Source organism: Pseudomonas sp. Hz4 (genome assembly GCF_054898165.1).
Map to the genome: position 1 here is coordinate 1,210,669 of NZ_CM142719.1, position 26,429 is coordinate 1,237,097.

The 26,429-nt window shown below is 59.3% G+C and carries 23 protein-coding genes and 1 pseudogene; 13 read left to right on the top strand and 11 right to left on the bottom strand.

All coding sequences use genetic code 11. From position 1 onward, the window contains the following. Positions 1–5 precede the first annotated feature (5 nt). The 4 genes from murA (at position 6) to hisC (ending at position 4,821) form a co-directional block, all read left to right on the top strand. Complete coding sequence (gene murA, locus ACYZTR_RS05385; RefSeq protein ID WP_046045865.1) at positions 6–1,271, top strand: UDP-N-acetylglucosamine 1-carboxyvinyltransferase; 1,266 nt, start codon at positions 6–8, stop codon at positions 1,269–1,271. Between the two features lie 142 nt (positions 1,272–1,413). Then, positions 1,414–2,049, top strand: a complete 636-nt coding sequence (hisG, locus tag ACYZTR_RS05390) for an ATP phosphoribosyltransferase (RefSeq protein ID WP_007901570.1) — start codon at positions 1,414–1,416, stop codon at positions 2,047–2,049. 379 nt (positions 2,050–2,428) lie between these two features. Next, the gene (gene hisD / locus ACYZTR_RS05395) at positions 2,429–3,766 is read left to right on the top strand and encodes a histidinol dehydrogenase (RefSeq protein ID WP_461977033.1); all 1,338 of its coding nucleotides are present in this window, start codon (positions 2,429–2,431) and stop codon (positions 3,764–3,766) included. Positions 3,767–3,768: 2 nt separating this feature from the next. Then, positions 3,769–4,821 carry a histidinol-phosphate transaminase gene (hisC, locus tag ACYZTR_RS05400; protein WP_461977035.1) on the top strand — a complete coding sequence of 351 codons (1,053 nt, stop codon included), beginning with the start codon at positions 3,769–3,771 and terminating at the stop codon, positions 4,819–4,821. Between the two features lie 123 nt (positions 4,822–4,944). On the opposite strand, the gene ACYZTR_RS05405 is transcribed toward hisC, so the two are convergent. From ACYZTR_RS05405 to algW, 3 genes are all read right to left on the bottom strand, one after another. Further along, on the bottom strand, positions 4,945–5,673 hold the full coding sequence (locus tag ACYZTR_RS05405; protein ID WP_461977037.1) for a DUF4198 domain-containing protein: 729 nt from the start codon (positions 5,671–5,673) through the stop codon (positions 4,945–4,947). 12 nt (positions 5,674–5,685) lie between these two features. Beyond that, positions 5,686–7,791 carry a TonB-dependent siderophore receptor gene (locus tag ACYZTR_RS05410; protein ID WP_461977039.1) on the bottom strand — a complete coding sequence of 702 codons (2,106 nt, stop codon included), beginning with the start codon at positions 7,789–7,791 and terminating at the stop codon, positions 5,686–5,688. Positions 7,792–7,921: 130 nt separating this feature from the next. Continuing rightward, the gene (gene algW, locus ACYZTR_RS05415) at positions 7,922–9,082 is read right to left on the bottom strand and encodes a Do family serine endopeptidase AlgW (RefSeq protein WP_461977041.1); all 1,161 of its coding nucleotides are present in this window, start codon (positions 9,080–9,082) and stop codon (positions 7,922–7,924) included. A gap of 102 nt (positions 9,083–9,184) precedes the next feature. On the opposite strand from algW, the gene ACYZTR_RS05420 reads away from it, so the two are divergent. From ACYZTR_RS05420 to cysN, 3 genes are all read left to right on the top strand, one after another. Beyond that, positions 9,185–9,943, top strand: coding sequence for a Nif3-like dinuclear metal center hexameric protein (locus ACYZTR_RS05420; RefSeq protein WP_461977043.1), 759 nt, complete (start codon positions 9,185–9,187; stop codon positions 9,941–9,943). Positions 9,944–10,090: 147 nt separating this feature from the next. Beyond that, on the top strand, positions 10,091–11,008 hold the full coding sequence (cysD, locus tag ACYZTR_RS05425; protein WP_461977045.1) for a sulfate adenylyltransferase subunit CysD: 918 nt from the start codon (positions 10,091–10,093) through the stop codon (positions 11,006–11,008). A gap of 9 nt (positions 11,009–11,017) precedes the next feature. Beyond that, positions 11,018–12,916 carry a sulfate adenylyltransferase subunit CysN gene (gene cysN / locus ACYZTR_RS05430; RefSeq protein ID WP_461977047.1) on the top strand — a complete coding sequence of 633 codons (1,899 nt, stop codon included), beginning with the start codon at positions 11,018–11,020 and terminating at the stop codon, positions 12,914–12,916. A gap of 199 nt (positions 12,917–13,115) precedes the next feature. Here cysN and ACYZTR_RS05435 read toward each other — a convergent pair whose 3' ends face one another. The 3 genes from ACYZTR_RS05435 to ACYZTR_RS05445 form a co-directional block, all read right to left on the bottom strand. Further along, positions 13,116–14,021, bottom strand: coding sequence for an acyltransferase (locus ACYZTR_RS05435; RefSeq protein WP_461977049.1), 906 nt, complete (start codon positions 14,019–14,021; stop codon positions 13,116–13,118). Then, complete coding sequence (gene pta, locus ACYZTR_RS05440; protein ID WP_461977050.1) at positions 14,022–16,121, bottom strand: phosphate acetyltransferase; 2,100 nt, start codon at positions 16,119–16,121, stop codon at positions 14,022–14,024. A 218-nt stretch (positions 16,122–16,339) separates the two neighbouring features. Further along, entirely contained in the window at positions 16,340–16,678 is a 339-nt protein-coding gene (locus tag ACYZTR_RS05445) for a DUF3565 domain-containing protein (protein WP_461977052.1), read from the bottom strand. Here ACYZTR_RS05445 and ACYZTR_RS05450 point away from each other — a divergent pair. The 3 genes from ACYZTR_RS05450 (at position 16,647) to ACYZTR_RS05460 (ending at position 19,041) form a co-directional block, all read left to right on the top strand. After that, complete coding sequence (locus ACYZTR_RS05450) at positions 16,647–17,132, top strand: FKBP-type peptidyl-prolyl cis-trans isomerase (protein WP_461977054.1); 486 nt, start codon at positions 16,647–16,649, stop codon at positions 17,130–17,132. The two genes, ACYZTR_RS05445 and ACYZTR_RS05450, sit on opposite strands and share 32 nt — an antisense overlap. 122 nt (positions 17,133–17,254) lie before the next feature. Continuing rightward, positions 17,255–17,737: a glutathione peroxidase gene (locus ACYZTR_RS05455; protein ID WP_461977056.1), complete on the top strand. Its 483-nt coding sequence runs from the start codon at positions 17,255–17,257 to the stop codon at positions 17,735–17,737. Between the two features lie 200 nt (positions 17,738–17,937). After that, entirely contained in the window at positions 17,938–19,041 is a 1,104-nt protein-coding gene (locus ACYZTR_RS05460; RefSeq protein ID WP_461977058.1) for an NADH:flavin oxidoreductase, read from the top strand. Between the two features lie 144 nt (positions 19,042–19,185). Here the strand turns inward: ACYZTR_RS05460 and ACYZTR_RS05465 are convergent, their stop codons facing one another. After that, positions 19,186–20,385, bottom strand: a complete 1,200-nt coding sequence (locus tag ACYZTR_RS05465; protein ID WP_461977060.1) for a glycosyltransferase family 4 protein — start codon at positions 20,383–20,385, stop codon at positions 19,186–19,188. Positions 20,386–20,425: 40 nt separating this feature from the next. Continuing rightward, positions 20,426–21,178 (bottom strand): sulfate transporter CysZ, encoded by a 753-nt coding sequence (gene cysZ, locus ACYZTR_RS05470; RefSeq protein WP_461977062.1) that lies wholly within the window; start codon positions 21,176–21,178, stop codon positions 20,426–20,428. A gap of 315 nt (positions 21,179–21,493) precedes the next feature. Here cysZ and trxB point away from each other — a divergent pair, with 315 nt between their 5' ends. Further along, positions 21,494–22,456, top strand: coding sequence for a thioredoxin-disulfide reductase (gene trxB, locus ACYZTR_RS05475; protein WP_131061180.1), 963 nt, complete (start codon positions 21,494–21,496; stop codon positions 22,454–22,456). Between the two features lie 296 nt (positions 22,457–22,752). Then, the gene (locus tag ACYZTR_RS05480; RefSeq protein ID WP_282375328.1) at positions 22,753–23,325 is read left to right on the top strand and encodes a hypothetical protein; all 573 of its coding nucleotides are present in this window, start codon (positions 22,753–22,755) and stop codon (positions 23,323–23,325) included. 190 nt (positions 23,326–23,515) lie between these two features. Here ACYZTR_RS05480 and ACYZTR_RS05485 read toward each other — a convergent pair. Next, positions 23,516–23,731 (bottom strand): annotated as a pseudogene (locus ACYZTR_RS05485) (GNAT family N-acetyltransferase); the annotation flags it as partial. Here ACYZTR_RS05485 and ACYZTR_RS05490 point away from each other — a divergent pair. Next, a complete protein-coding gene (locus tag ACYZTR_RS05490) occupies positions 23,696–23,941 on the top strand; it encodes a hypothetical protein (protein ID WP_461977064.1) in 246 nt (81 codons plus the stop codon). The pseudogene ACYZTR_RS05485 and the gene ACYZTR_RS05490 overlap by 36 nt on opposite strands. A 177-nt stretch (positions 23,942–24,118) precedes the next feature. Here ACYZTR_RS05490 and ACYZTR_RS05495 read toward each other — a convergent pair whose 3' ends face one another. Further along, entirely contained in the window at positions 24,119–25,402 is a 1,284-nt protein-coding gene (locus ACYZTR_RS05495) for an NAD(P)/FAD-dependent oxidoreductase (protein ID WP_461977066.1), read from the bottom strand. 154 nt (positions 25,403–25,556) lie between these two features. After that, positions 25,557–26,384: a transporter substrate-binding domain-containing protein gene (locus ACYZTR_RS05500; RefSeq protein ID WP_461977068.1), complete on the bottom strand. Its 828-nt coding sequence runs from the start codon at positions 26,382–26,384 to the stop codon at positions 25,557–25,559. Positions 26,385–26,429 lie beyond the last annotated feature (45 nt).

The following is a 26,429-nucleotide window of genomic DNA, read 5'->3' on the forward strand; positions in this document are numbered from 1 at the left end:
TTCTTATGGATAAATTGATTATTACCGGTGGCGTTCGTCTTGATGGCGAAATCCGCATCTCCGGGGCAAAGAACTCTGCCCTGCCGATCCTGGCTGCAACCCTGCTGTGCGATGGCCCGGTTACCGTTGCCAACCTGCCGCACCTGCACGACATCACCACCATGATCGAGCTGTTCGGTCGCATGGGTATTGAGCCGGTGATCGACGAGAAACTCAGCGTCGAAATCGACCCGCGTACCATCAAGACCCTGATCGCACCGTACGAACTGGTTAAAACCATGCGTGCGTCGATTCTGGTACTGGGCCCGATGGTTGCCCGTTTCGGTGAGGCCGAAGTCGCACTGCCTGGCGGTTGCGCCATCGGTTCGCGTCCGGTTGACCTGCACATCCGTGGCCTCGAAGCCATGGGCGCGGTCATCGACGTCGAAGGCGGCTACATCAAGGCCAAGGCGCCTGAAGGCGGCCTGCGCGGTGCGCACTTCTTCTTCGACACCGTCAGCGTGACCGGTACCGAAAACATCATGATGGCGGCCGCTCTGGCCAAGGGCCGCAGCGTTCTGGCAAATGCCGCTCGCGAACCTGAAGTCATCGACCTGGCGAACTTCCTGATCGCCATGGGCGCCAAGATCACTGGCGCCGGCACCGACACCATCACCATCGATGGCGTCGAGCGTCTGCACCCGACCACTTACAAAGTGATGCCTGACCGTATCGAAACCGGCACCTACCTGGTCGCTGCTGCCGTGACCGGCGGTCGTGTGAAGGTCAAGGACACCGATCCGACCATCCTTGAAGCCGTTCTTGAGAAACTCAAGGAGTCGGGCGCGGAAATCACCTGCGGCGAAGACTGGATCGAGCTGAACATGCACGGCAAGCGGCCAAAAGCCGTCAACGTGCGGACCGCTCCGTACCCGGCGTTCCCGACTGACATGCAAGCGCAGTTCATCTCCCTCAACGCCATTGCCGAAGGCACCGGTGCCGTGATCGAGACGATCTTCGAGAACCGCTTCATGCACGTTTACGAACTGCACCGCATGGGCGCCAAGATTCAGGTCGAAGGCAACACTGCCATCGTCACCGGCACCGAAAAGCTCAAGGGCGCGCCAGTGATGGCCACCGACCTGCGTGCTTCGGCCAGCCTGGTGATCTCGGCGCTGATCGCTGAAGGCGACACCCTGATCGACCGCATCTACCACATCGACCGTGGTTACGAGTGCATCGAAGAGAAACTGCAGATGCTCGGCGCCAAGATTCGCCGCGTACCGGGCTAGTTTCTGCTGCATGGGCACAGGGACGTGCTCGTTGGATTTGTTTCAAATCGAGGCTGCCTTTTCATTATCGAAGAAGCCTCGACGTATGTTCGGCGCCATTTGCGACCGGGCATGAGTACCTTGATAAGGACTGACGTTTCCCATGTTGACCATCGCACTGTCCAAGGGCCGCATCCTTGACGACACCCTGCCGCTTCTGGCTGAAGCGGGCATCGTGCCGACCGAGAATCCGGACAAGAGCCGCAAGCTGATCATCCCCACGACCCAGGCCGATGTGCGGCTGCTGATCGTGCGCGCCACCGATGTGCCGACTTACGTCGAGCATGGTGCCGCGGACCTGGGCGTCGCCGGTAAAGATGTGCTGATGGAATATGGCGGCCAAGGTTTGTACGAGCCTTTAGACCTGCGAATTGCCCTCTGCAAGCTGATGACCGCCGGCCGTGTCGGCGATGTCGAGCCCAAGGGTCGTTTGCGGGTGGCGACCAAGTTCGTCAACGTTGCCAAGCGTTACTACGCCGAACAGGGACGCCAGGTCGACATCATCAAGCTTTACGGCTCGATGGAGCTGGCGCCGTTGATCGGTCTTGCGGACAAGATCATCGACGTGGTCGACACCGGCAACACCCTGCGCGCCAATGGCCTGGAACCCCAGGATTTCATTGCCGACATCAGCTCCCGGCTGATCGTCAACAAAGCTTCGATGAAAATGCAGCACGCCCGTATCCAGGCGTTGATCGACACCCTGCGCAAGGCAGTGGAGTCTCGACACCGCGGCTGACTCACCCGCGCGGCCATAAACCGCGCCCGTCTATCCGCCTCATAGCCAGAATTCTCAGGTGCCCAAGCGGAAACGACTGGTGGGGAAGGTGCGCTGACGTTTAATAACGAATCGCGCCTTACTCCAAAAGGCAATTTATGGCAGTAGAAGAATTTTTTCTCGAAAGTAAGAATCGCGCAGCGGCCTGCCTTTTGGAGCAAGGCCCTGCGGGTTGGCACTGTGGTCGCGCCATGCTGCGTTGCGGGACTTGGTAAGGAAACAACCCTTACCGTCGTCCCGCGCCTTGCCTGGCACGACCACAGTACCAACGCGATTCGTTATTAAACGTCAGCGCACCTTCGGGCGCCTGAGTTTTTGCCAATTCTATGAGGCTCTCGCTATGACCGCACCGACTGCAATTCGCCGACTCAACGCTGCTGACCCGGATTTCGCACATCATCTGGATCATCTGCTGAGCTGGGAAAGTGTGTCTGACGACTCGGTCAATCAGCGAGTGCTGGACATCATCAAGGCCGTGCGCGAACGTGGCGATGCGGCGCTGGTGGAGTTCACTCAGAAGTTCGATGGCCTGCAAGTCGCGTCCATGGCGGACCTGATCTTGCCCCGCGAACGTCTGGAACTGGCCCTGACCCGAATCACCGTGCCTCAGCGTGAAGCGCTGGAAAAAGCCGCGACTCGAGTACGCAGCTACCACGAGAAACAGAAACAGGATTCCTGGACCTACACCGAAGCCGATGGCACCGTGTTGGGCCAGAAGGTCACGCCGCTGGATCGCGCCGGCCTGTATGTACCGGGTGGCAAGGCATCTTATCCTTCCTCGGTTCTGATGAACGCAATTCCGGCCAAGGTGGCCGGCGTGACCGAAGTGGTCATGGTGGTGCCGACTCCTCGTGGTGAAATCAACGAGCTGGTACTGGCCGCAGCTTGCATCGCCGGCGTCGACCGCGTGTTCACCATCGGCGGCGCGCAAGCGGTCGCTGCGTTGGCTTACGGCACCGAAAGCGTGCCGAAGGTCGACAAGGTGGTCGGTCCGGGCAACATCTATGTCGCCACGGCCAAGCGCCACGTGTTTGGCCAGGTCGGCATTGACATGATCGCCGGCCCCTCCGAAATCCTCGTGGTGTGTGACGGCAAGACCGATCCGGATTGGATCGCCATGGACCTGTTCTCCCAGGCCGAACACGACGAAGACGCCCAGGCGATTCTGGTCAGCCCGGACGCCGAGTTCCTCGACCAGGTCGCCGCCAGTATCGCCAAGTTGCTGCCGACCATGGAGCGTGCCGAGATCATTGAAAACTCGATCAATGGCCGTGGCGCGCTGATCAAGGTTCGCGACATGGAGCAAGCCATCGAAGTGGCCAACCGTATTGCGCCGGAACACCTTGAGTTGTCCGTTGCTGATCCGCAGGCCTGGCTGCCGAAGATTCGCCATGCTGGCGCGATCTTCATGGGTCGTCACACCTCTGAAGCCTTGGGCGACTACTGCGCCGGTCCGAACCACGTGCTGCCGACTTCCGGCACCGCGCGTTTTTCCTCGCCGCTGGGCGTGTACGATTTCCAGAAACGTTCGTCGATCATCTTCTGCTCCGAGCAGGGTGCGTCGGAACTGGGCAAAACCGCTTCCGTGCTGGCCCGTGGCGAGTCGCTGACCGCGCACGCCCGCAGCGCCGAATACCGCATCGTTGACGAAGATTTTCCGCAAGGGCAGGGGAACTGAACATGAGTAAATTCTGGAGCCCGTTCGTCAAGAATCTGGTGCCTTACGTGCCGGGCGAGCAGCCGAAGCTGGCGAAACTGGTGAAGCTCAATACCAACGAAAACCCGTACGGCCCCTCGCCAAAAGCCTTGGCGGCGATGCAGACTGAACTGAATGACAACCTGCGTCTGTACCCGGACCCGAACAGCGACCTGCTCAAGCAAGCGGTCGCTCAGTACTACGGCGTGCAGACCCAGCAGATATTTCTCGGCAACGGTTCCGATGAAGTCCTGGCGCACATCTTTCACGGCTTGCTGCAACACGATCAGCCGCTGCTGTTCCCGGACATCAGCTACAGCTTCTACCCGGTTTACTGCGGGTTGTACGGCATCACCTTCGACGCCGTGCCGCTGGACGAGCAGTTCCAGATCAACCCGGCGGACTACGCAAAGCCGAACGGCGGGATCATCTTCCCGAATCCGAATGCACCGACGGGCTGCTTGTTGGCGCTGGATGCCGTGGAGCAAATCCTCAAGGCCAGCCCGAATTCGGTGGTCGTGGTCGATGAGGCTTACATCGACTTCGGTGGTGAGACGGCGATCAGCCTGGTGGACCGATATCCGAACCTGCTGGTGACCCAGACCCTGTCCAAGTCCCGATCACTGGCGGGCCTGCGGGTGGGTCTGGCGGTGGGGCATCCGGACCTGATCGAGGCGCTGGAGCGGATCAAGAACAGCTTCAATTCCTATCCGCTGGATCGTCTCGCGAATGTCGGTGCAGCCGCAGCGTTTGAAGATCGTGAGTACTTCGACAAGACTTGCCGATTGGTCATCGAGCATCGTGAAAAGGTCGTTGCGCAATTGGAAGCGAAGGGCTTTGAAGTCTTGCCGTCGGCGGCGAACTTCATTTTTGCCCGGCACCCGCAGCACGATGCGGCAGGGCTGGCGGCGAAGTTGCGCGAGCAGGGTGTGATCGTTCGGCACTTTAAGCAGGAGCGGATTGCCCAGTTCTTGCGGATTTCGATTGGTACGCCGGAGCAGAATCAGGCGTTGATTGATGGGCTTGGTGATCTCTAAGTCATCCCCCGATCCTGTGGGAGCGAGCTTGCTCGCGATGGCGGTCTGACATTCAACATAGATGCTGAATGTTATGGCCTCATCGCGAGCAAGCTCGCTCCCACAGTTGTTTTGGGGGGGCTTTTATTCGTGATGCGCTTCGCCGAGGAACGTCAACGAACTGAACACCCCTCGAGTCGCCACGTCCGGATTGTCCTTCAACACAATCTCCATCTGCGCCGAAATGACATTCAGCCCTTCATTTCGCACCACTACCTGCGCGCGACCCTGCGCATCCGTTTCGGTACTCAACGTATTCGGCGCACTGCGATAGTCTCCAGTCAACTTCACACCCGCCGCTGGTTTGCCATCCAGTAGCACTCGAACCGGCAACGACTTACCCGGCCCGACCGTCAGCGGATCAACCTCCGGCAGAATCAGCAATTTCAGCTGATCAAGCTTCGGCAGCTTCGCGCCCGGCTGATAAATCGCCAGGCTGTACTTGAAGGTCTGGGTCGACTCGATCGCCCCCGGCACTTTGCTGCGTCCCTCATTGATCCATTTTTTGTCGGTGGTCTGCGACCACATGCCGTTATCCAGCGCCACCGCCAATACAGCTGGCGGTTTCAACGGTTGCAGGCGTGCGTGGTCGGCCAGGCGCTGCACGGCCACCGGGATCATTTTACCGTTGACGTCATAAGCCCAGGCGCCGCTGATTTTCTGCGCCTTGAAGACGTTATCCTCGGCGCCGTGGCCGTAAATCACTTCGATGTTGCCGCGGCGCTGTTCGGTCCAGAGGCCATGGGCCGAGACTTGGCCGGTAAACAACAGGCCGAGCAGCAGGTTGAGCAGTGCGGGTTTGAGGTGTTGCATGGTGACGTCCTTTTACAGATTGAGTGTCAGGCTGACGGTGAAATTGCGCGGCTCGCCGGGGTTGACCCAGTAGTTGCTGTAGGAGCGCTCGTAGTATTTCTCGTCGAAAAGGTTGTTCAGATTCAGGCCCACGGTGACATTTTCGCTGGCCTTGTAATGGGCCAGCAGGCCGACGGTGTGGTAAGCCGGCAATTCGAATTCGCCGCCGGCTTCACCCGAACGATCGCCGACATAAGTGAAGGAGGCACCGACGTCCGAGCCGCGCAAACGACCATTCTGAAACTCATAAACTCCTAGCAGACTGCCGCTGCGTTTGGCCACACCGAGGATTCGGCTGCCGGCGGGAATGAGCTTGTCGCCCTCGGTGACTTCGGCATCGATGTAGGCGAAGGCACCGATCACCCGTACGGCGTCGGTGACTTGCCCGGTGATTTGCAGATCGAAACCCTGACTGCGGGCCTTGCCCACGGCGCGGCTGGCGTCGGTGCCCGGATCGAGCGCGAGGACGTTTTCTTTCTCGATATGGAAAGCGGCGAGGGTGCTGCTCAGGCGGTTGTCGAACAGCTCGCTCTTGATCCCGACTTCATAGCCGATACCTTCTTCCGGGTCGAAGGATTTACCGGCGACGTCCAGGCCGTTGTTCGGTTTGAACGAGGTGGAGGCGTTGGCGAATACCCCGACCTCAGGCGTCAGCTGGTAGAGCAGGCCGGCGCGTTGAGTCAGGGCGTCGTGGCGCTGGCGGCTGGTGGAGCCACGGTTGTGATCGTCGATGCGTTGCTCAAAATGTTCGAAGCGCGCACCGAGCATGCCTCGCAGCTTGTCGGTGAAGACGATCTGGTCCTGCAGGTTCAGCGCGTGGCTTTCGACGTGTTCAAAGAAATCAGTGCCCGAGCGAGCACCGTTGGGTTTCGGTTGGCCGTAGATCGGCTGATAAATGTCGATGGCGTAGGGGCTGCCGGCAATGGTCGTCACCCGTTCGTTTTTGCGGTAGTTCTCGTATTCGCTACCGATCAGCAATTCGTGCTGCCAGCCGCCGATGTCGAATAAACCACGCAGTTCGAGCTGGGTGATGCTGTCGTGCCAATCATTGTCGCGCTCGCGGTAGCGGCGATTAACGGTGTGGCCGTCGGCATTCAGCGGGCGAGTCTCGGAGGCGAACCCCCAGAGTTTGCCTTCCTTGTAATGGCTGGCCAGGCGCAGTTTCCAACGGTCGCTGAGCTGATGTTCGAGCGCGGCCTGCAGCATGTTGTTGTGGTTGTCGAGGTCGCCATCGTTGGCCTCACCCAGGAATGTCGAGCGGGAGACGCCGCTCCATTTATCGTTCGGTGCGACGATGCCGCGGTCGAACGTCGAGCTGTGGCGAACGAGCTCGCTCTCTACCAGCAGGCTGGTTTCCGGGTTCAGTTGCCAGCTGAAGGAGGGCGCGACGAATACGCGCTGGCTGTCGACGTGATCACGGAAGCTGTGGTTATCCTCGACGGCCAGGTTCACTCGGGACAGTACGTAGGCGTCGTCATCCAGCGGCGTGTTGACGTCCAGCGCGGTGCGATAGCGATCCCAACTGCCGGCGCTGGTTTGTAAAGTGGTGAACGCTTCGGGCTGTGGTTTCTTGGTGACGATGTTAACCGTGCCGCCCGGATCGCCTCGGCCATAGAGGCTGGCCGCCGGGCCTTTGAGCACTTCGATGCGCTCGATGCTCGCCACGTCCGGTGTACTCGGGTAGCCACGGTTGGCGCTGAAGCCGTCCTTGTAGAACTCCGATGTGGTGAAGCCGCGCACGCTGTATTCGTAGAGGGTCAGGCCGCCGAAATTGTTTTGCTTTGACACGCCACCGGCAAAGTCCAGTGCTCGTTCGACGCTGGTGCTGCCCAGATCCTTGAGCACGCTGGCGGGAATCACGCTGATCGATTGCGGGATGTCGCGAAGGGCCGTGTCGGTTTTGGTCGCGCTGGAAGAGCGCGTCGCGCGATAACCCTTGACCGAACCGGTGGGGGATTCGTAGTCGGAGGTGACGTTGATGGCGTCCAGTTCAAGGGTTCTGGATTCTTCGGCGAAGACCGGTTCCCCCAGCAGACCGAGGGCCAGGCTTGCGAGGTAAGCCATTGTTCGAGATGGCATGTTATGGTGTTCCAATATTGATATTGAAACAATATAACATGTCTAATGAGACTGTCTGCTATTAACGATTTTGGAGTTATTGAGCGGTCGAGGGTGCAAAAGATCGCAGCCTTCGACAGCTCCTACGGGCTTACTCTTCTACTTTCTCTTTGACCGGCGCAGGTGGCGGGCGCAAACCGATCTCTGCGGTCAGCTTGAGCTCTTTGCCGTTGCGCATTACCTGAATCGTGACCTTGTCGGTGGGTTTGATCCGTGCGACCTGGTTCATCGAGCGGCGACCATCGCCAGCCGGCTCGCCGTCGATGCTGAGGATCACGTCACCTAGTTGCAGGCCGGCCTTCTGCGCCGGCCCGTCGCGGAAAATTCCCGCGACCACAATGCCCGGACGCCCCGACAGACCAAACGATTCCGCCAGTTCCTGAGACAACGGCTGCACTTCGATCCCGAGCCACCCGCGAATGACTTGGCCATGCTCGATGATCGACTTCATCACTTCCATGGCCAGTTTCACCGGGATCGCGAAACCGATGCCCTGGGAGCCGCCGGACTTGGAGAAGATCGCCGTATTGATGCCGGTCAGGTTGCCATTGGCATCCACCAGCGCGCCGCCGGAGTTGCCTGGGTTGATCGCGGCGTCGGTCTGGATGAAGTCTTCGTAGTTGTTCAGGCCCAGCTGATTGCGCCCGGTGGCGCTGATGATGCCCATGGTCACGGTCTGGCCGACGCCGAACGGGTTACCGATAGCCAGGGCTACGTCGCCGATGCGGATGTTGTCGGAACGCCCGACCGTGATCGATGGCAGGTTTTTCAGATCAATTTTCAGTACCGCAAGGTCGGTTTCCGGGTCGCTGCCGATCACTCGGGCCAGGGTTTCACGACCGTCCTTGAGGGCCACCACGATCTGGTCGGCGCCACTGGTCACATGGTTGTTGGTCAGCAGGTAACCTTCCGGACTCATGATCACGCCGGAGCCGAGGCTCGATTCCATGCGCTTCTGCTTGGGCGAGTTGTCGCCGAAGAAGCGGCGGAATTGCGGGTCCTCGAACAGCGGATGGTTCGGTTTGTTGATGACTTTGGTGGTGTACAGGTTGACCACCGACGGCGCGGCGGTGGTCACCGCGTCGGCATAGGACACGGGGCCTTGTTGCATCGTGGTGGTTTGCGGGGCTTGCTGCATGTTGACGTCGAGGCTCGGGAGCCCGACCCACTGCGGGTAACGCTGGATTATCAATAGAGCGATAAGCACGCCGGCCAACAGCGGCCAGCCGGAAAAACGCAGCGCCTTGAGCATTAAGCACGTCCTGAGAGGTTGCAGGCGGTATGAGACCGCCCATAATGTCGCGCATTATACGAGGCGAAGCGTGCCTCTGAACGGGATATTTAGGAGTCTTTTATGGCCGTCGCCCTGAGCACCCTGGTCGAAGAAGCCGACCGTTACCTTAGCAGTGCAAAGATTGCCGATTACTGCCCCAACGGGCTGCAGGTCGAAGGCCGGCCGCAGGTGATGCGCATCGTCAGTGGCGTCACCGCCAGCCAGGCTTTGCTCGACGCCGCGGTGGAAGCCAACGCCGACCTGGTGCTGGTGCATCACGGCTACTTCTGGAAGGGTGAGAACCCATGCATCACCGGCATGAAGCAGCGTCGGTTGAAAACCCTGCTCAAGCACGATATCAGCCTGTTGTCCTACCATCTGCCGCTGGATCTGCACCCGGAAGTCGGCAATAACGTGCAGCTGGCACGTCAGCTGGACATCACCGTTGAAGGCCCGCTGGACCCGGACAACCTCAAAGTGGTCGGCCTGGTCGGTTCATTGAACGAGCCAGTGACGCCCCGCGATTTTGCCCGTCGCGTACAAGAAGTCATGGGGCGCGAGCCGTTACTGATTGAAGGCAGCGAGATGATCCGCCGCGTTGGCTGGTGCACCGGTGGCGGTCAGGGTTACATCGATCAGGCCGTGCTGGCTGGCGTCGACTTGTACCTCAGCGGTGAGGCGTCCGAGCAGACCTTTCACAGCGCCCGGGAAAACAACATCAGCTTCATCGCCGCCGGCCACCACGCCACCGAGCGCTATGGCGTTCAGGCGCTGGGGGATTATCTGGCGCGGCGTTTTGCCCTTGAGCACATCTTCATCGATTGCCAGAATCCCATCTGACCTACGGGATCGCAGCCCAAACGCGGGGGTATATTCATATACCCTTTCGATCTAGTCGGCGTCCTGATTAGAAGAGGTCGCTGTGCTAGCATTCCCCGCTCGAACACGGCCCGCTGGCCGTCCATAAGATCGTTTTCGTGAGTAGCCATGGTCGACAAACTGACGCATCTGAAACAGCTGGAGGCCGAAAGCATCCACATCATCCGCGAGGTCGCCGCCGAGTTCGATAACCCGGTGATGCTGTACTCCGTCGGTAAAGACTCCGCCGTGATGCTGCACCTTGCGCGCAAAGCATTCTTCCCCGGCAAACTGCCGTTCCCGGTGATGCACGTCGACACCCGGTGGAAGTTCAAGGAAATGTACGCGTTCCGCGATCGCATTGTCGAAGAACTGGGCCTGGACCTGATCGTGCACGTGAACCCCGATGGCGTCGCGCAGGGCATCAACCCGCTGACCCACGGTAGCGCCAAGCACACCGACATCATGAAAACCGAAGGCCTCAAGCAGGCCCTCGACAAGTACGGTTTCGATGCCGCTTTCGGTGGTGCCCGTCGCGACGAAGAGAAATCCCGTGCCAAAGAGCGCGTGTATTCCTTCCGCGACACCAAGCACCGCTGGGACCCGAAAAACCAGCGTCCCGAGTTGTGGAACGTTTACAACGGCAAGGTCAACAAGGGCGAATCGATCCGCGTGTTCCCTTTGTCGAACTGGACCGAGCTGGACATCTGGCAGTACATCTACCTCGAAGGCATCCCGATTGTGCCGCTGTATTTCGCCGCCGAGCGCGACGTCATCGAGATGAATGGCACCTGGATCATGATTGACGACGAACGCCTGCTCAATCACCTGAGCGATGAAGACAAGGCGCGTATCGTCAAGAAGAAGGTCCGTTTCCGTACACTCGGCGACTACCCGTTGACCGGTGCGGTCGAGTCCGAGGCCACCAGCCTGACCGACATCATTCAGGAAATGCTCCTGACGCGAACTTCCGAACGCCAGGGCCGGGTCATCGATCACGATGGCGCCGGCTCGATGGAAGAAAAGAAACGTCAGGGTTATTTCTAAGGGGTTGTCATGTCGCATCAATCTGAGTTGATCAGCGAGGACATCCTCGCCTATCTGGGCCAGCACGAACGCAAGGAAATGCTGCGCTTTCTTACCTGTGGCAACGTCGACGACGGCAAGAGCACCCTGATCGGGCGCCTGCTGCACGACTCCAAAATGATCTACGAAGATCACCTGGAAGCCATTACCCGCGACTCGAAAAAAGTCGGCACCACCGGCGATGACATCGATCTGGCATTGCTGGTCGACGGCCTGCAGGCCGAGCGGGAGCAGGGCATCACCATCGATGTCGCTTACCGTTATTTCTCCACCGCCAAACGCAAATTCATCATCGCCGACACCCCTGGCCATGAGCAGTACACCCGCAACATGGCCACCGGTGCGTCCACCTGTGACCTGGCGATCATCCTGGTCGACGCCCGTTACGGCGTGCAGACGCAGACCCGTCGCCACAGCTTCATTGCCTCGTTGCTCGGCATCAAGCACATCGTTGTCGCCATCAACAAGATGGACCTCAACGGCTTCGACGAAACAGTCTTCGAGTCGATCAAGGCCGATTACCTGAAATTCGCCGAAGGCATCGCGTTCAAGCCGACCACCATGGCCTTCGTGCCGATGTCGGCGCTGAAGGGCGACAACGTGGTGAACAAGTCCGAGCGCTCGCCGTGGTACACCGGCCAGTCGCTGATGGAAATTCTTGAAACCGTCGAGATCGCCAACGACCGCAACTACACCGACCTGCGTTTCCCGGTGCAGTACGTCAACCGTCCGAACCTGAACTTTCGTGGTTTCGCAGGTACCTTGGCCAGCGGCGTCGTGCACAAAGGCGACGAAGTCGTTGTGCTGCCGTCGGGCAAGAGCAGCCGCGTGAAATCCATCGTCACCTTCGAAGGTGAGCTGGAGCACGCCGGTCCAGGTCAGGCCGTCACGCTGACCATGGAAGACGAGATCGACATCTCTCGCGGTGACTTGCTGGTGCACGCCGATAACCAGCCGCAAGTGACTGATGCCTTCGACGCCATGTTGGTGTGGATGGCTGAAGAGCCGATGCTGCCGGGCAAGAAGTACGACATCAAGCGCGCCACCACTTACGTGCCGGGTTCGATCACCAGCATCGTCAATCGTGTTGACGTGAACACCCTGGAAGAAGGTCCGGCCAGTTCGTTGCATCTGAACGAGATCGGTCGGGTCAAGATCAGCCTCGACGCGGCCATCGCGCTGGACGGTTACGCGAGCAACCGCACCACCGGTTCGTTCATCGTCATCGATCGTTTGACCAATGGCACTGTTGCGGCCGGCATGATCATCGCTCAGCCGTTGAGCCATGGCACCAGCACGCATCACGGCAAACTGGCTCACGTTGCCACCGAAGAACGCGCCCAGCGCTTCGGCCAGCAACCGGCCACCGTGTTGTTCAGCGGTTTGTCGGGCGCGGGTAAAAGCACCCTGGCTTACGCGGTTGAACGCAAGCTGTTCGACCTGGGCCGTGCGGTGTTTGTACTCGATGGTCAGAACCTGCGTCACGACCTGAACAAAGGTCTGCCACAGGACCGCGCCGGGCGTACCGAGAACTGGCGTCGTGCGGCGCATGTTGCGCGTCAGTTCAACGAGGCTGGCCTGCTGACCCTGGCAGCCTTCGTTGCGCCGAATGCCGAAGGTCGTGAGCAGGCCAGGGACCTGATCGGCAAGGAGCGTCTGCTGACGGTCTACGTCCAGGCCTCGCCGACGGTCTGTGCCGAGCGTGACCCACAAGGCCTGTACGCGGCGGCCGGGGATAACATCCCGGGCGATTCCTTCCCGTACGACGTGCCGCTGGACGCCGACCTCGTGGTCGACACCCAGTCGCTGTCGCTGGAAGAAAGCGTCAAGCAAGTGCTGGATCTGCTACGTCAGCGTGGCGCGATCTAAGCGTTAGCTGCCAATAAAAAACCCGCCGATGAGTGATCATCGGCGGGTTTTTTTGTGTCTGGTCGGACGCCTTTGTGATCGTTCCCACGCGCTGCGTGGGAATGCCTCAATGGACGCGCAGCAATCGCTTCGACAGGGACGCGGAGCGTCCCGGGCTGCATTCCCACGCGGACGGTTCGACGCCTCGACGTAGGAACGATCAAGCAGAAGTGAATTCGCGATGCATCTGCGCAAGCAGCGCATCCTTGTCTTCCCACAGCTGATTGATCCACCCCTGAAACTGCAGTCGATATTCCCCATCCTGGTCGTAGTTCTTGCCGATGAACTGCGGCGGAATCTTCAGTTCCTGAAAGTGCACCACCACATCCTTCACATTCCCGCACAGCAGATCCCAGTAACCAGGACGCCCGGCCGGATAGTGAATGGTCACGTTGACGATGGCTTCCAGTTGTTCACCCATGGCATCCAGCACAAAGGCAATGCCGCCGGCCTTCGGTTTGAGCAAGTGGCGGAACGGCGATTTCTGCTGCGCATGCTTGCCTTCGGTGAGGCGTGTGCCTTCGACGAAGTTGAAAATCCCCACCGGGTTATTGCGGAACTTGTCGCACGTCTTGCGGGTGGTTTCCAGGTCTTTGCCTTTCTTTTCCGGGTGCTTCTCCAGATAGGCCTTGGAGTAGCGCTTCATGAACGGAAAGCCAAGCGCCCACCACGCCAGGCCAATCACCGGCACCCAGATCAGCTCCTGTTTGAGAAAGAACTTCAGCGGGCGGATGCGGCGGTTCAGCACGTACTGCAGCACCATGATGTCGACCCAGCTCTGGTGGTTGCTGGTGATCAAATACGAGTGCTGATAGTCCAGGCCTTCGAGGCCGCTGAGCTTCCAGCGCGTGTGCCCGAGCAAGTCCATCCAGGCTTTGTTGTTACTGATCCAGGCTTCGTGGATATGGCCCATCAGCCAATCGGTAAAACGCTGGGCGGCGGGGAAGGGCAGCAACAGTTTGAAGATCGCCACGATGAACAGCGGGGTGCAGCAGGCAATCGTGTTCAGTGCCAACAACAACGAGGCAATCACGCCTCGCAGCGGTGCAGGTAGGGAATCCAGCATTTAAAGATCCAAAGGTCGGTTGGCAGCTTGAATCGCGGTCAACGCGATGGTGTAGACGATGTCATCGACTTGCGCGCCGCGCGGCAGGTCGTTCACCGGTTTACGCAGTCCTTGCAGCATCGGCCCGAGGCTGACGCAGTCGGCACTGCGCTGCACGGCTTTGTGGGTGGTGTTGCCGGTGTTCAGGTCGGGGAACACGAACACTGTGGCGCGACCGGCGACCTGGCTGTTTGGCGCCAGTTGCCGGGCGACGGTTTCGTTGGCGGCGGCGTCGTACTGCAAGGGGCCGTCGATCAACAGCGAGTTCTGTTGTTCGTGGGCAAGCAATGTCGCTTCGCGAACCTTCTCGACTTCTTCGCCGCTGGCCGATTCACCGCTGGAGTAGCTGATCATTGCCACGCGAGGGGTGATGCCGAATGCGGCGGCCGAGTCGGCGCTTTGCAGCGCGATCTCCGCCAGTTCGCTGGCGCTCGGGTGCGGGTTCATCACGCAGTCGCCGTAGACCAGCACTTCCTCGGGGAAGAGCATGAAGAACACCGACGACACCAACGTGCAGCCCGGTGCGGTCTTGATCAGTTGCAGGGCTGGGCGGATGGTGTTGGCGGTGGAGTGAATGACCCCGGACACGAGGCCGTCGACTTCATCCAGCGCCAGCATCATGGTGCCGATCACCACGGTGTCTTCCAGTTGCTGCTCGGCCATCGGGGCGTTGAGGCTTTTGCTTTTGCGCAGGGCGACCATCGGTTCGACGTAGCGCTCGCGGATCAGGTCCGGGTCGAGAATTTCCAGCCCCGGCGGCAACTCGATGCCTTGGGCGCGGGCGACGGCTTCGACATCCGCAGGTTTCGCCAGCAACACGCAGCGGGCGATGCCACGCGCCTGACAGATCGCCGCGGCTTGCACCGTCAGCGGCTCGCTGCCTTCGGGCAGAACGATGCGCTTGTTGGCGGCCTGGGCACGCTGAATCAATTGATAGCGGAACACGGCGGGCGACAAGCGCATTTCCCGTGGCGTACCGCAGCGCTGGTGCAGCCAGTTCGCGTCCAGATGACTGGCGACGAAATCGGTGATGATTTCCGCACGCTCGCGGTCGTCGATCGGGATTTCCTTGTTCAAACCGTTCAACTGGTTAGCGGTTTCGTAGGAACCGGTGCTTACCGACAACACCGGCAGGCCAGCCTGCAAGGCGCCACGGCATAAGTCCATGATGCGCGGGTCGGGCAGGGTGTCGCTGGTCAGCAACAGGCCGGCCAGGGGCACGCCATTCATGGCGGCGAGGCTGACGGCGAGGATGATGTCGTCGCGATCGCCAGGCGTCACCACCAACACGCCAGGCTTGAGCAGCTCCACGGTGTTGCGCATGGTGCGGGCGCAGATGATGATTTTGGTCATGCGCCGGGTTTCGTAGTCACCGGCATTGAGAATTTGCGCGCCCATCAGATCGGCGACGTCGCGGGTGCGCGGGGCGTTCAATTCCGGCTGGAACGGGATGCAACCCAGCAGACGGAAATCGCCACTGCGCAGCAACGGCGAATGCTCTTTCAAGCGCGAGGCGAAGGCCTCCATGCTCTCGTCGGTTTTGACTTTGTTGAGGATCACACCGAGGACTTTCGGGTCTTTTGGGCCGCCGAACAATTGCGCCTGCAATTCCACTCGGCCCGACAGTTCGGTCAGCACTTCGTTTTCCGGCGCCGAGACCAGGATCACTTCAGCGTCGAGGCTCTTGGCCAAATGCAGATTGACCCGCGCGGCGTAGCTGGCGCTGCGGGTCGGGACCATGCCTTCGACGATCAGCACATCTTTGCCGACTGCCGCCTGCTGATAGAGGGTGATGATTTCTTCGAGCAGCTCATCCAGCTGACCGTCGCCGAGCATGCGTTCGACGTGTGCCAGACCGAGCGGCTGAGGCGGTTTCAAGCCGTGGGTGCGGGCCACCAGTTCGGTGGAGCGTTCTGGCCCGGTGTCACCCGGATGCGGCTGGGCAATCGGCTTGAAAAAACCGACTTTGAGGCCGGCTCGCTCAAGGGTACGTACCAGCCCGAGGCTGATGGAGGTCAGACCCACACCAAAATCGGTGGGTGCGATAAAAAAAGTTTGCATGCGAATTCTCTGGAGGTGCATGTGGGCAGCCCGTGTGGCCTTTGCCGTCAGTCAAATTCGGCGCCTGAAATCCATATCCTGCGTTGCTGTTCCTCCCCATAGCGAGCTATGACTCGTCACAGCGCCTTGGCTATGGACTTCAGGCATCCGAATTTGATCTGACGCAAAGGCCGTACGGGCCGCCAGGCGATCATCTATAACTGACGATCTACCGAAATTCAGTCGCCAAGGTTATCGCTAACGGAGCCCTGTGCACACCAACCGCAATCAAAGGGCTGGCCTATTTTTTCAATACGTTGCGCGGGGTCCAGCACCCAGGCGCGCGATTGCCACGGCGGCTGGTGGCGCAGGTGCTGGGTGTGACCGCAGGAAAGCTCGGCCACCCAGTGCCCATCCTCATCCTGATGGAAACCTGTGACCGTCGAGCCTTTCGCCGCGTTCCGTTTGTCCGGGTTGTGTTCGCTTTCGGGCGATTGCTTCGCTAAACTTGGCCATTCTTCATTCTTATGCAAAAGGTCTCGCCCCATGCTGATCGCCGCCAATAAGGCTGTCTCCATCGACTATACCCTGACCAACGACGCCGGTGAGGTCATCGACAGCTCCGCCGGCGGCGCGCCGCTGGTCTACCTGCAAGGCGCAGGTAATATCATCCCGGGCCTGGAAAAGGCACTGGACGGCAAAGCAGTCGGCGACGAGCTGACCGTAGCTGTTGAACCTGAAGATGCCTACGGCGAATACGCTGCTGAACTGGTCAGCACATTGAGCCGCAGCATGTTCGAAGGCGTCGAAGAGCTGGAAGTGGGCATGCAGTTCCACGCATCCGCGCCGGACGGCCAAATGCAGATCGTCACCATTCGCGACCTGGACGGCGATGATGTCACCGTCGACGGCAACCACCCGTTGGCCGGTCAGCGCCTGAATTTCCAGGTCAAGATCATCGACATCCGTGATGCCAGCCAGGAAGAAATCGCTCATGGTCACGTCCATGGCGAAGGTGGCCATCACCACTGATTTTCTGCGCTAAGCTTTCGAGAACTGGAGAGGCGCCCGAGGGCGCCTTTTTAGTCCGCGGCTGTCCCTGGTGGCGCCGCCAAGTGGCTATTTCGAGAAGAACACGGGATTTGGAGTACGTCATGAGTGCTTTTCACGACCTTAAATTGACAGCCCTGGATGGTCAGGAGCTACCGCTGGCGCCTTTTAAAGGGAACGTCGTGCTGGTGGTCAACGTCGCCTCCAAATGTGGCTTGACCCCACAATACGCGGCGCTGGAAAACCTCTACCAGCAATACAAGGACAAAGGCTTCAGCGTGCTGGGCTTGCCGTGCAACCAGTTTGCCGGGCAGGAACCGGGCTCCGAGCAAGAGATCCAGGAGTTTTGCAACCTCAACTATGGCGTGACCTTTCCGTTGTCCAGCAAGCTGGAAGTCAACGGTCACGATCGTCATCAGCTGTACCGTTTGCTGGCGGGCGAGGGCGCTGAATTTCCCGGTGACATTACCTGGAACTTCGAAAAATTCCTGCTGGGCAAGGACGGGCGTGTGCTGGCGCGGTTCTCGCCACGCACACCTCCAGACGATCCGTCTGTCGTTCAGGCGATCGAAAAAGCGCTGAGCTGAACCCCCCTCTGTAGGAGCGAAGCTTGCTCGCGAAGGCGTCATGTCATTCAAAATTGATATCGACTGACCTGACGCCTTCGCGAGCAAGCTTCGCTCCTACTGTCTTTTGATCCTTAATCACCCAAATCAATAGTGCTGTTCAAGGCTGGCAACTCTTCATATTATCGCCGTCATAAAGTCATTTCCCCGTGGAGCGTCCCATGCCAGTCAAAGCCCTGTTTAAACCGTTCCACCTCGGCACCCTTGAATTGCCGACTCGCGTCGTCATGGCGCCGATGACCCGCTCGTTTTCGCCGGGTGGCGTTCCTAATTCCAAAGTGATCGAGTACTACCGTCGTCGCGCCGCCGCAGGCGTCGGTCTGATCATCACCGAAGGCACTACCGTCGGCCACAAGGCTTCCAACGGCTACCCAAACGTGCCGCATTTCTACGGTGAAGCAGCGCTGGCCGGCTGGAAGAAAGTGGTCGACGCGGTTCACGCTGAAGGGGGCAAGATCGTTCCGCAGCTGTGGCACGTCGGCAGCGTGCGCCGCATCGGCACCGAGCCCGACGCCAGCGTGCCGGGTTATGGCCCGTCGGAGAAATTGAAGGACGGTCAGGTCGTGGTTCACGGCATGACCCAACAAGATATTCAGGACGTTATCGCCGCGTTCGCCCAGGCCGCCAAAGATGCCCAGAGCATCGGCATGGACGGCGTGGAAATTCACGGTGCCCACGGCTACCTCGTGGACCAGTTCTTTTGGGAAGGCAGCAACCAGCGCACCGACGAATACGGTGGCTGCCTGGCCAACCGATCGCGTTTTGCCATTGAACTGATCCAGGCGGTGCGTGCAGCGGTCGGCGAAGGCTTCCCGATTATTTTTCGTTTCTCCCAATGGAAGCAGCAGGATTACACCGCGCGTCTGGTGCAAACACCCGAAGCGTTGGGCGAATTCCTCAAACCGTTGTCCGACGCTGGCGTGGATATTTTCCACTGCTCGACGCGCCGTTTCTGGGAGCCGGAATTCGACGGTTCCGAGCTGAACCTGGCAGGCTGGGCCCGCAAGCTCACTGGCAAGCCGACCATCACGGTGGGCAGTGTCGGCCTGGACGGCGAATTCCTGCAGTTCATGGTCAACACCGACAAGATCGCGCAGCCGGCCAGTCTGGACAAACTGCTGGAGCGTTTGAACAATGATGAGTTCGATCTGGTGGCGGTAGGTCGTGCGCTGCTGGTGGACCCGGACTGGGCGCAGAAAGTGCGTGATGGCCGGCAAGAAGACATCCTGCCCTTCAGCCGTGAGGCGTTGATGACCCTGGTTTAAGCGCTGTCTGAGCGGGCCTCTTCGCGAGCAAGTCGGATCGCCGCACCGCCGCTCCCACATTATTCGACCGCATTTCTCTTGAAGAACACGGTCACCTGTGGGAGCGAGCTTGCTCGCGAAGACTGACTGACAGTCTCCGAAAAACTAGGGTACTGTCGATGCATTCGGCACCACCTGCTCCCCAACACAAGCCCCCCGCAATTGCCCCTCAAACTGTTCGATAATCGCCGGCCAACCCTGGCGACTCGCATGCTGACGCGCATTAAGCCGTACGCAGCGCAAGGTTTCGCGCTTTTCCAGCAGCCAACACGCTGCATCGCAGAACGCCTCTTCGTCCCCCGGCATCGCCAGTACACCGTTGTAGCCATGGCGGATGTGCTGAGCCGCCGCCGCTTGATCGTAAGCCACCACACCTAAACCCGAAGCCAGCGCCTCAAGCACCACGTTGCCGAAAGTCTCGGTCAGGCTCGGAAACAGAAACACATCCCCTGATGCATAGTGACTGGCCAAGGCTTCGCCGCGTTGTGAACCACAGAAAATCGCCTCGGGCAGTTCCTTCTCAAGTGCCGCTCGTTGCGGACCGTCGCCGACCACGATCAATTTTATTGTTCGCTGTGGATAAGTCGCTTTCAGCGCGTCAAAACTGTGCTTGAGCAGGCCCAGGTTTTTCTCCGGTGCCAGGCGTCCTACGTGGATGACAGCAATGTCGTCGTTACCCACCCCCCAACTCTCACGCAGGGCGTTAATCCGTTTGGTCGGGTGAAACAATTGGCTATCGACCCCTCGGGACAGCAACGCCAGACGCTCGAAATGTCGGCGCTCCAGTTCCAGCCGCTGGCTGACGCTGGGCACCAGGGTCAGGGTCGAGCGATTGTGAAACCAGCGCAGGTAGTGAGTCACCAAACGTGTCAGTAACCCGAGCCCATACTGGCTGGAATACTGCTGGAAATTGGTGTGGAAGCCACTGACGACCGAAATCCCCAAGCGCCGTGCCGCGCGCAAGGCCGACAATCCCAGCGGTCCTTCCGTGGCGATGTACAGCACGTCCGGCCGATGACGCTTCCAGCGCCGCAGCAATTTGTGCATCGACGACTGGCCCCATTGCAAACCGGGATATCCCGGCAGCGGCCAGCCCCGACACAGCAACAACGCATCGTCGCTGCCCAGTTGCTGATCGCAACCCTGGCGAGGTCGCACCAATTCCACCTGATGCCCGCGCGCGCGCAAGCCGTCGCACAAGCGGCCAAGGGTATTGGCTACGCCGTTGATTTCCGGTGGGAAGGTTTCGGTGATCAGGGTGATATGCAGAGCTGTCGTCATGACCTCAGTGTCGGCTGAGGCCATGTCGTCAGTGTGACGGTGGGATGATGGATTTGTGACAGGATCAGCGCTGGGTCACCAGGTTTTCAGCGCCGCGTTCGCGCACCCAGAACAAGGTCGCTCCCGCCACGGCGGCCGGCATCATCAGGATGTTGACCACCGGAATCAGCAGCACCAGATAAACACTCCCGCCGAAACTCATGCTCTGCCAGCGCTTCTCGCGCAACCAGGCAAGCATCTCGTTCCAGCCCAGTTTGTGGTTGTCCGCCGGGTAGTCGATGTATTGGATCGCCATCATCCACACCCCGAACAGCAGCCACAGTGGCGCAGCGATGATGTTCACCACCGGAATGAACGAAAGGATGAACAACCCGATGGCGCGCGGCAGGAAGTAGCCGAGTTTGCGCATTTCCCGGGCCAGGGTGCGAGGGATCATGGCGATCAATTCGCCCCAGCTGAAGGCCGGGAAGTCGTCGGTGCCACGCACCACCACTTCGACTTTCTCCGCCAGGAAGCCGTTGAATGGCGCGGCGATGACGTTGGCCAGCATGGTGAAGGTAAAGAACACCATCAACACCACCAGCACGACAAAAATCGGCCACAGGACGTAATTGAGAAAACTCAGCCAGTCGGGCAGGGACGGCATCAATGTATCGACCCACAGGCTGAATTGATGGCTGGCCAGATAGATCAATCCGACGAACAGCACCAGGTTGATCACCAGGGGCAACAATACGAATAGGCGCAGGCTTGGGCTCAGGACCAGCTTGAGGCCTTCGCGCAGGTATTGCGGGCCGGACAGAACGGGGGCGGGCATAACGTGCTCCGAGCAAAGGGGAAACGCGCCGACCTTACCGGCTTTGTCTGACGGGCGAAAGCGCGGTAGCAGCATCGACATTAACTGTAACAAAGGCGCCTATCTCTTCCTCGTGATGGGATAGAGACGGCCTATGAGCTGGATTGTTAAACCGTATTTCCTTAATCTTCGCCCCCTCGATACGCTGCACCCAATCTTTTTACAGGACTGTCGAACTCAAGCCTTCCCCAAGTGCTTTCAACGGTCCTTTTTTATTCCCGCCGGCAACCCGGCGTTCCGCGCCAGAAGTTTCGGGCCGGTCAACAGGAGCAGGTCATGTCTGAAGTCCGTCATTCGCGAGTGATTATTCTCGGTTCCGGCCCTGCCGGTTACAGCGCCGCGGTCTACGCCGCCCGTGCCAACCTCAAGCCACTGCTGATCACCGGCATGCAAGCCGGCGGTCAACTGACCACCACCACCGAAGTCGACAACTGGCCGGGCGACGTCCACGGCCTGACCGGCCCGGCATTGATGGAACGCATGAAAGAGCACGCCGAGCGCTTTGAAACCGAGATCGTCTTCGATCACATCAATGCCGTCGACTTCGCTGCCAAGCCTTACACCCTGACCGGCGACAGCGCGACTTACACCTGCGACGCACTGATCATCGCCACCGGCGCCAGCGCTCGTTACCTGGGCCTGCCGTCGGAAGAAGCGTTCATGGGCAAAGGCGTTTCGGCCTGCGCAACCTGCGACGGCTTCTTCTACCGCAACAAGCCAGTGGCTGTGGTCGGTGGCGGTAACACCGCTGTTGAAGAAGCGCTGTACCTGGCCAACATCGCCAGCACCGTGACCCTGATCCACCGTCGCGAAACGTTCCGCGCCGAGAAGATCCTGATCGACAAGCTGAATGCCCGGGTTGCCGAAGGCAAGATCGTCTTGAAGCTGAACTCGACGCTGGACGAAGTCCTGGGCGACAACATGGGCGTAACCGGTGCTCGCCTGAAGAACAACGACGGCAGCTTCGACGAGTTGACAGTCGACGGCGTGTTCATCGCCATCGGCCACACCCCGAACACCTCGTTGTTCGAAGGTCAGTTGACGTTGAAAGACGGTTACCTGGTGGTGCAGGGCGGCCGTGACGGCAACGCCACTGCCACCAGCCTCGAAGGCATCTTTGCTGCCGGTGACGTGGCTGACCATGTTTACCGTCAAGCCATCACCTCGGCTGGCGCTGGCTGCATGGCGGCACTGGACGCCGAGCGTTACCTCGACGACCTGCAGAACGCTTCGTTCTGATGGCGTAGCAATGAAAAAACCGGCCTCGGTTATTCCCCCACCTAGGAATACATAGTTAGGGTCTTTTCTAGACTGTTACTACACAAATACCCCTCTATGAGGGGTATTTTTTTTTGACATCGCTAATCTCGCCACAGGAATGACCGCCTCTATGTGTGATGACAGTTGTATCGCGGTCGGTGCCAGCACCTATAAACGAATGCTCATCTTGAAAATGCAATTGCAAATTTGTATCATTCGCTTTCAATTCAGCGAAGCAGGGAACGCAGCGCCAAAACAATAATAAGGTCAAGGCAATGCTCAAAATGCTTCTCGTATACGGTCATCTGCTCGCTACGTGTATTGCCTTGGGGAGGGTGTTGCAGGCGGATCACAAGCTGTGGAGTTGGCGCAAGGAAATACTGGACCAGGCGAGGCTTGAGTACCTTGATGAAACTCAGAGGATCGTCACCCTCGCACTACTGGCCCTTTGGGCAAGCGGACTGTTGCTGGTGCTTCAGGGTTATCTCAATGAAGGCGACGCGTATCTGCTCAATCAGAAACTCTGGGCCAAGGTAACTGTCGTCGCGCTGCTTAGCCTCAACGGTGCATTATTGCATCGAGTCGGCTTCCCGTTGCTGCAAAAGGCTCCATTCGTCGCACTGCGCAGTGCAGGCCGCACGCGGCTCGCCTTGTTGGGTGCGCTTTCCATGAGCGGTTGGCTATTCGCCGCTTTCCTGGGGGTGGCTCGAGCCTGGAATCACGTGTTGCCTTATCTACATGTGATGGGCGCATTCGCCGCATTCTCGTTACTGGCTTGTTGCGTGGCACTTGCAGTCGCCGGTAGGGCGGGCAGTGTCGGTGCGCAAAAATCCTCGGTACCGGGGTAGCTATCAATAACGTGCAGCCGGTAGCCTGGAGTTTGTCGAGCCACCGCCAGCGCTTGAGCCTGCTCCCGTCCCGGCGCCGCTGCACTCGAACCGCCCTTCTGGCCGAGACTGTGTGAAAACTGTCTTCGTCGCTCAGTTCGCCTTGATAAAGAGATCTTGCAGTAAGGCTGGTGCTCGTGCGGCCAAGTCGGGCTGCGACCAGTTCGGCTTGCGAAAGAACCCAAGCTCCAATGCCACGTTTCCGAGCATCGCGAAGTACGAAAATTTCATAGATAAGGCCCTCAGGCCGTTCCCAATCTTCATATACAAGTAGGCCTGCCTTCACATCATCAAGCAAAGCGATGAACTCCCGAGTATTGGAAGTTTGACCTTGCAAAAGTCGTTCGCGAAGAATCTTGTTTTTCACCTCGTCAGGAGCCCCATCGAGGTCTATCCAGACCTCGAGTCGGGCAAGGCCGTGTTCCGCCGCAGCCAGTTGCTCGACGCAGTTCTTTGCCGCGAGAACCTATCGCCCGTGTTCATGCTGTTGAGTGAGCGGGAGCAGTTGCTTGCCGGCCACGCCTTCCTGCGCCACCTTGCCCAACAGATGAATCCACATCGCAACACAGGAAGCTAAGAGGCCCCGTAAACCGGGGTTCTAGATTGCCAAAACTCTATCTATGCACTTTCAGGGTATAAGTCCTCCGGCCGGTTTTTTGTGGCCGGTGAACAAAGATGCATGGCCGACACCGGCCCTTGTGGGAGCGAGCAAGCTCGCTCCCACAAGTTTTTGCGTCGCCGAAGTCGATTGCGATCAGCCGCGCAATCTCTCCTGGACAAAATCCATGAGCTTCAGCGATTGATAGATCGCATTGGCGGCAACGCGTCCGAACGGTCCACCATTCCAGTCCAGCAGGTACGGTTTGAACAACTGATACCGTGCACTTTCTCCACACACCGCTTCAGCGATCACCCGGCCGCCAATCGAGCCGGTATTCAAGCCATGGCCACCAAACGAGGTGCAGGCCCAGACGCCCGGTTCCAGCAATCCCAGGTTGGGCATCTTGTTGGTGGAGTAACCCATCAGGCCGGACCAGGCCAATTCGATTTTGACCGGGGCCAGCTGTGGATAGACCGACACCATGTCGGCCTTGAGCATGGTGGCGAGGGCCTTTTCGTTCTGTTCGTTGCGAGTGGTGATGCGTCCGCCCCAGAGCAGGCGGTCGCCTTCGACCACGCGGTAGTAGTCCGAGGCGCGGCGGTCGTCGGAGAACGCGGCGCCGGAGTCGAGGACGTTTTTGATCGAGTCGCCCAAGTGTTCGGTCAGCACCACATAGGTAGCGATGGGCAGGTAGGCGCGGCTGAGTTTTTGCAGCTCCGGGCCGCCGTAACCGCCGGCGCAGAACACCAGGTCCTTGCAGCACACGGTGCCGTTGGCGGTCTGGACAATTTTGTCGGCGCCGTCGCGCCGCCAGGCCAGCATTTTTGATTGTTCGAAAATCCGGCCTCCCGCGGCTTCGATGGCGAGGGCCAGCCCCAGGCAATAATTCAGCGGGTGAAAGTGCAGCGCCTTCGGATCCTCGATGCCCTGGAAATAGCGCAGGGTGTGTGCCCGCTCGCGGACCTGAGGGGTGTCGAGGTAGTTGAGTTCATAGCCGAAGTCCCGGCGCATCGTGTCGATGTGGTTTTTCACACCCGCACTGTCGTCGTAACGCTTGACCTGAATGGTGCCGGCGGATGGATCGCAACCGGGCAGCGCCAATTCAGCCATGTTGCGGCGGACAATCTCCACGCCCTCAACCGACATTTGAAAGAGCGTCTTGGCCTGTTCCAGTCCAAGTTTCTTGCGGATCGCTCCCGACCCTTCAGCCCAGCCCGGCGAGACCACGCCGCCATTTCGACCGGACGCGCCCCAGGCGACGTGCTGGGCTTCGAGGATGATCACGCGTTTCCCGCGCCGGGTCAGCTCCAGCGCGGCGGTAAGACCCGCGATCCCGGCGCCGATGATGCAGACGTCGCAGGTTTCGTTTGTGTTCAATTCGGACCTGGCCGCGCGGGGCAGCGAGGTTTGGGAGTACCAGTTGGTGGGGAAGGACATGGTCAATCCTTGAAAATTGCCGGTCGATTAAGCGTACGTCTGGCTTCGCGAAAAACGTAAAGACGACGCGTGCTTTCAGACAGACCGCGTCATCGTTGACGTCATTCGCGAGCAGGCTCGCTCCCACAGGGTTCAGGGTTCAGGGTTCAGGCGTTTACTTGACGGTCGAATAATCCACGCCGTACCACTTGGTCGACAGCTTGGTCAGCGTGCCGTCCTTGTGCATCGCGCCGATGATTTCACCGAGCTTGGCCTTCAACTCCGCGTCACCCTTGTCGGTGGCAATGGCCAGGGGTTCGTAGAACACCACGCCGTTGTCGACGGCCCGCAGCGGGTAGTTTTTCTTGATGGCCGCTTCCAGCGTGCTGCGCTGAGTGAGGATGCCGTCGAGACGAACACCGTCGCCCAGTCGCAAGTCATCCAACGGTCCAAGGGAGCCGGCATAGGTTTTCATCTTTTTGGTCTGTACGTCGTAGGTGACTGGGGGCAGGTCAGTCGCTTCGATGGCCAGCGCTTGGTTCAGGTAATCCTCGGACGTGGTGCCGCCTTCGACACCGATAGTTTTGCCATTGAGGGTTTTATGGTCGGTGAGTGTGGATTTGTTGTGAACCGCAAACACATAGGGCACGTAGTAATAGGTCGCGGGGAAGTCGAGAATTCGCGCGCGACTTTTGGTGGCGGTCATCGAGCCCACGGACATGTCCCAGCGCCCGTTCCACTTGCCGGCGGTAATCACGTCCCAATCGGGGGTGATGAACTTGACCTCGACGCCGAGACGCTTGGCGATCTCCTTGGAAACGTCGATATCAAACCCGTCGATTTCATTCTTGTCGTTGATAAACCCCTGGGGTGGCCAGGTCGCCGACGTGGCGACGGTCATTGTTTTACTGCTCTGGATTTTGTCCAGTACGGCTCCGGCGTTGGCGGCGCCGACGAACACCAGCGACATTGCGGCTGCGATTACGTGTTTTTTGCTGACCATGTCCATCTCCACTTATCGTTATTGTTATGAAGGGGCAAAGCGGTG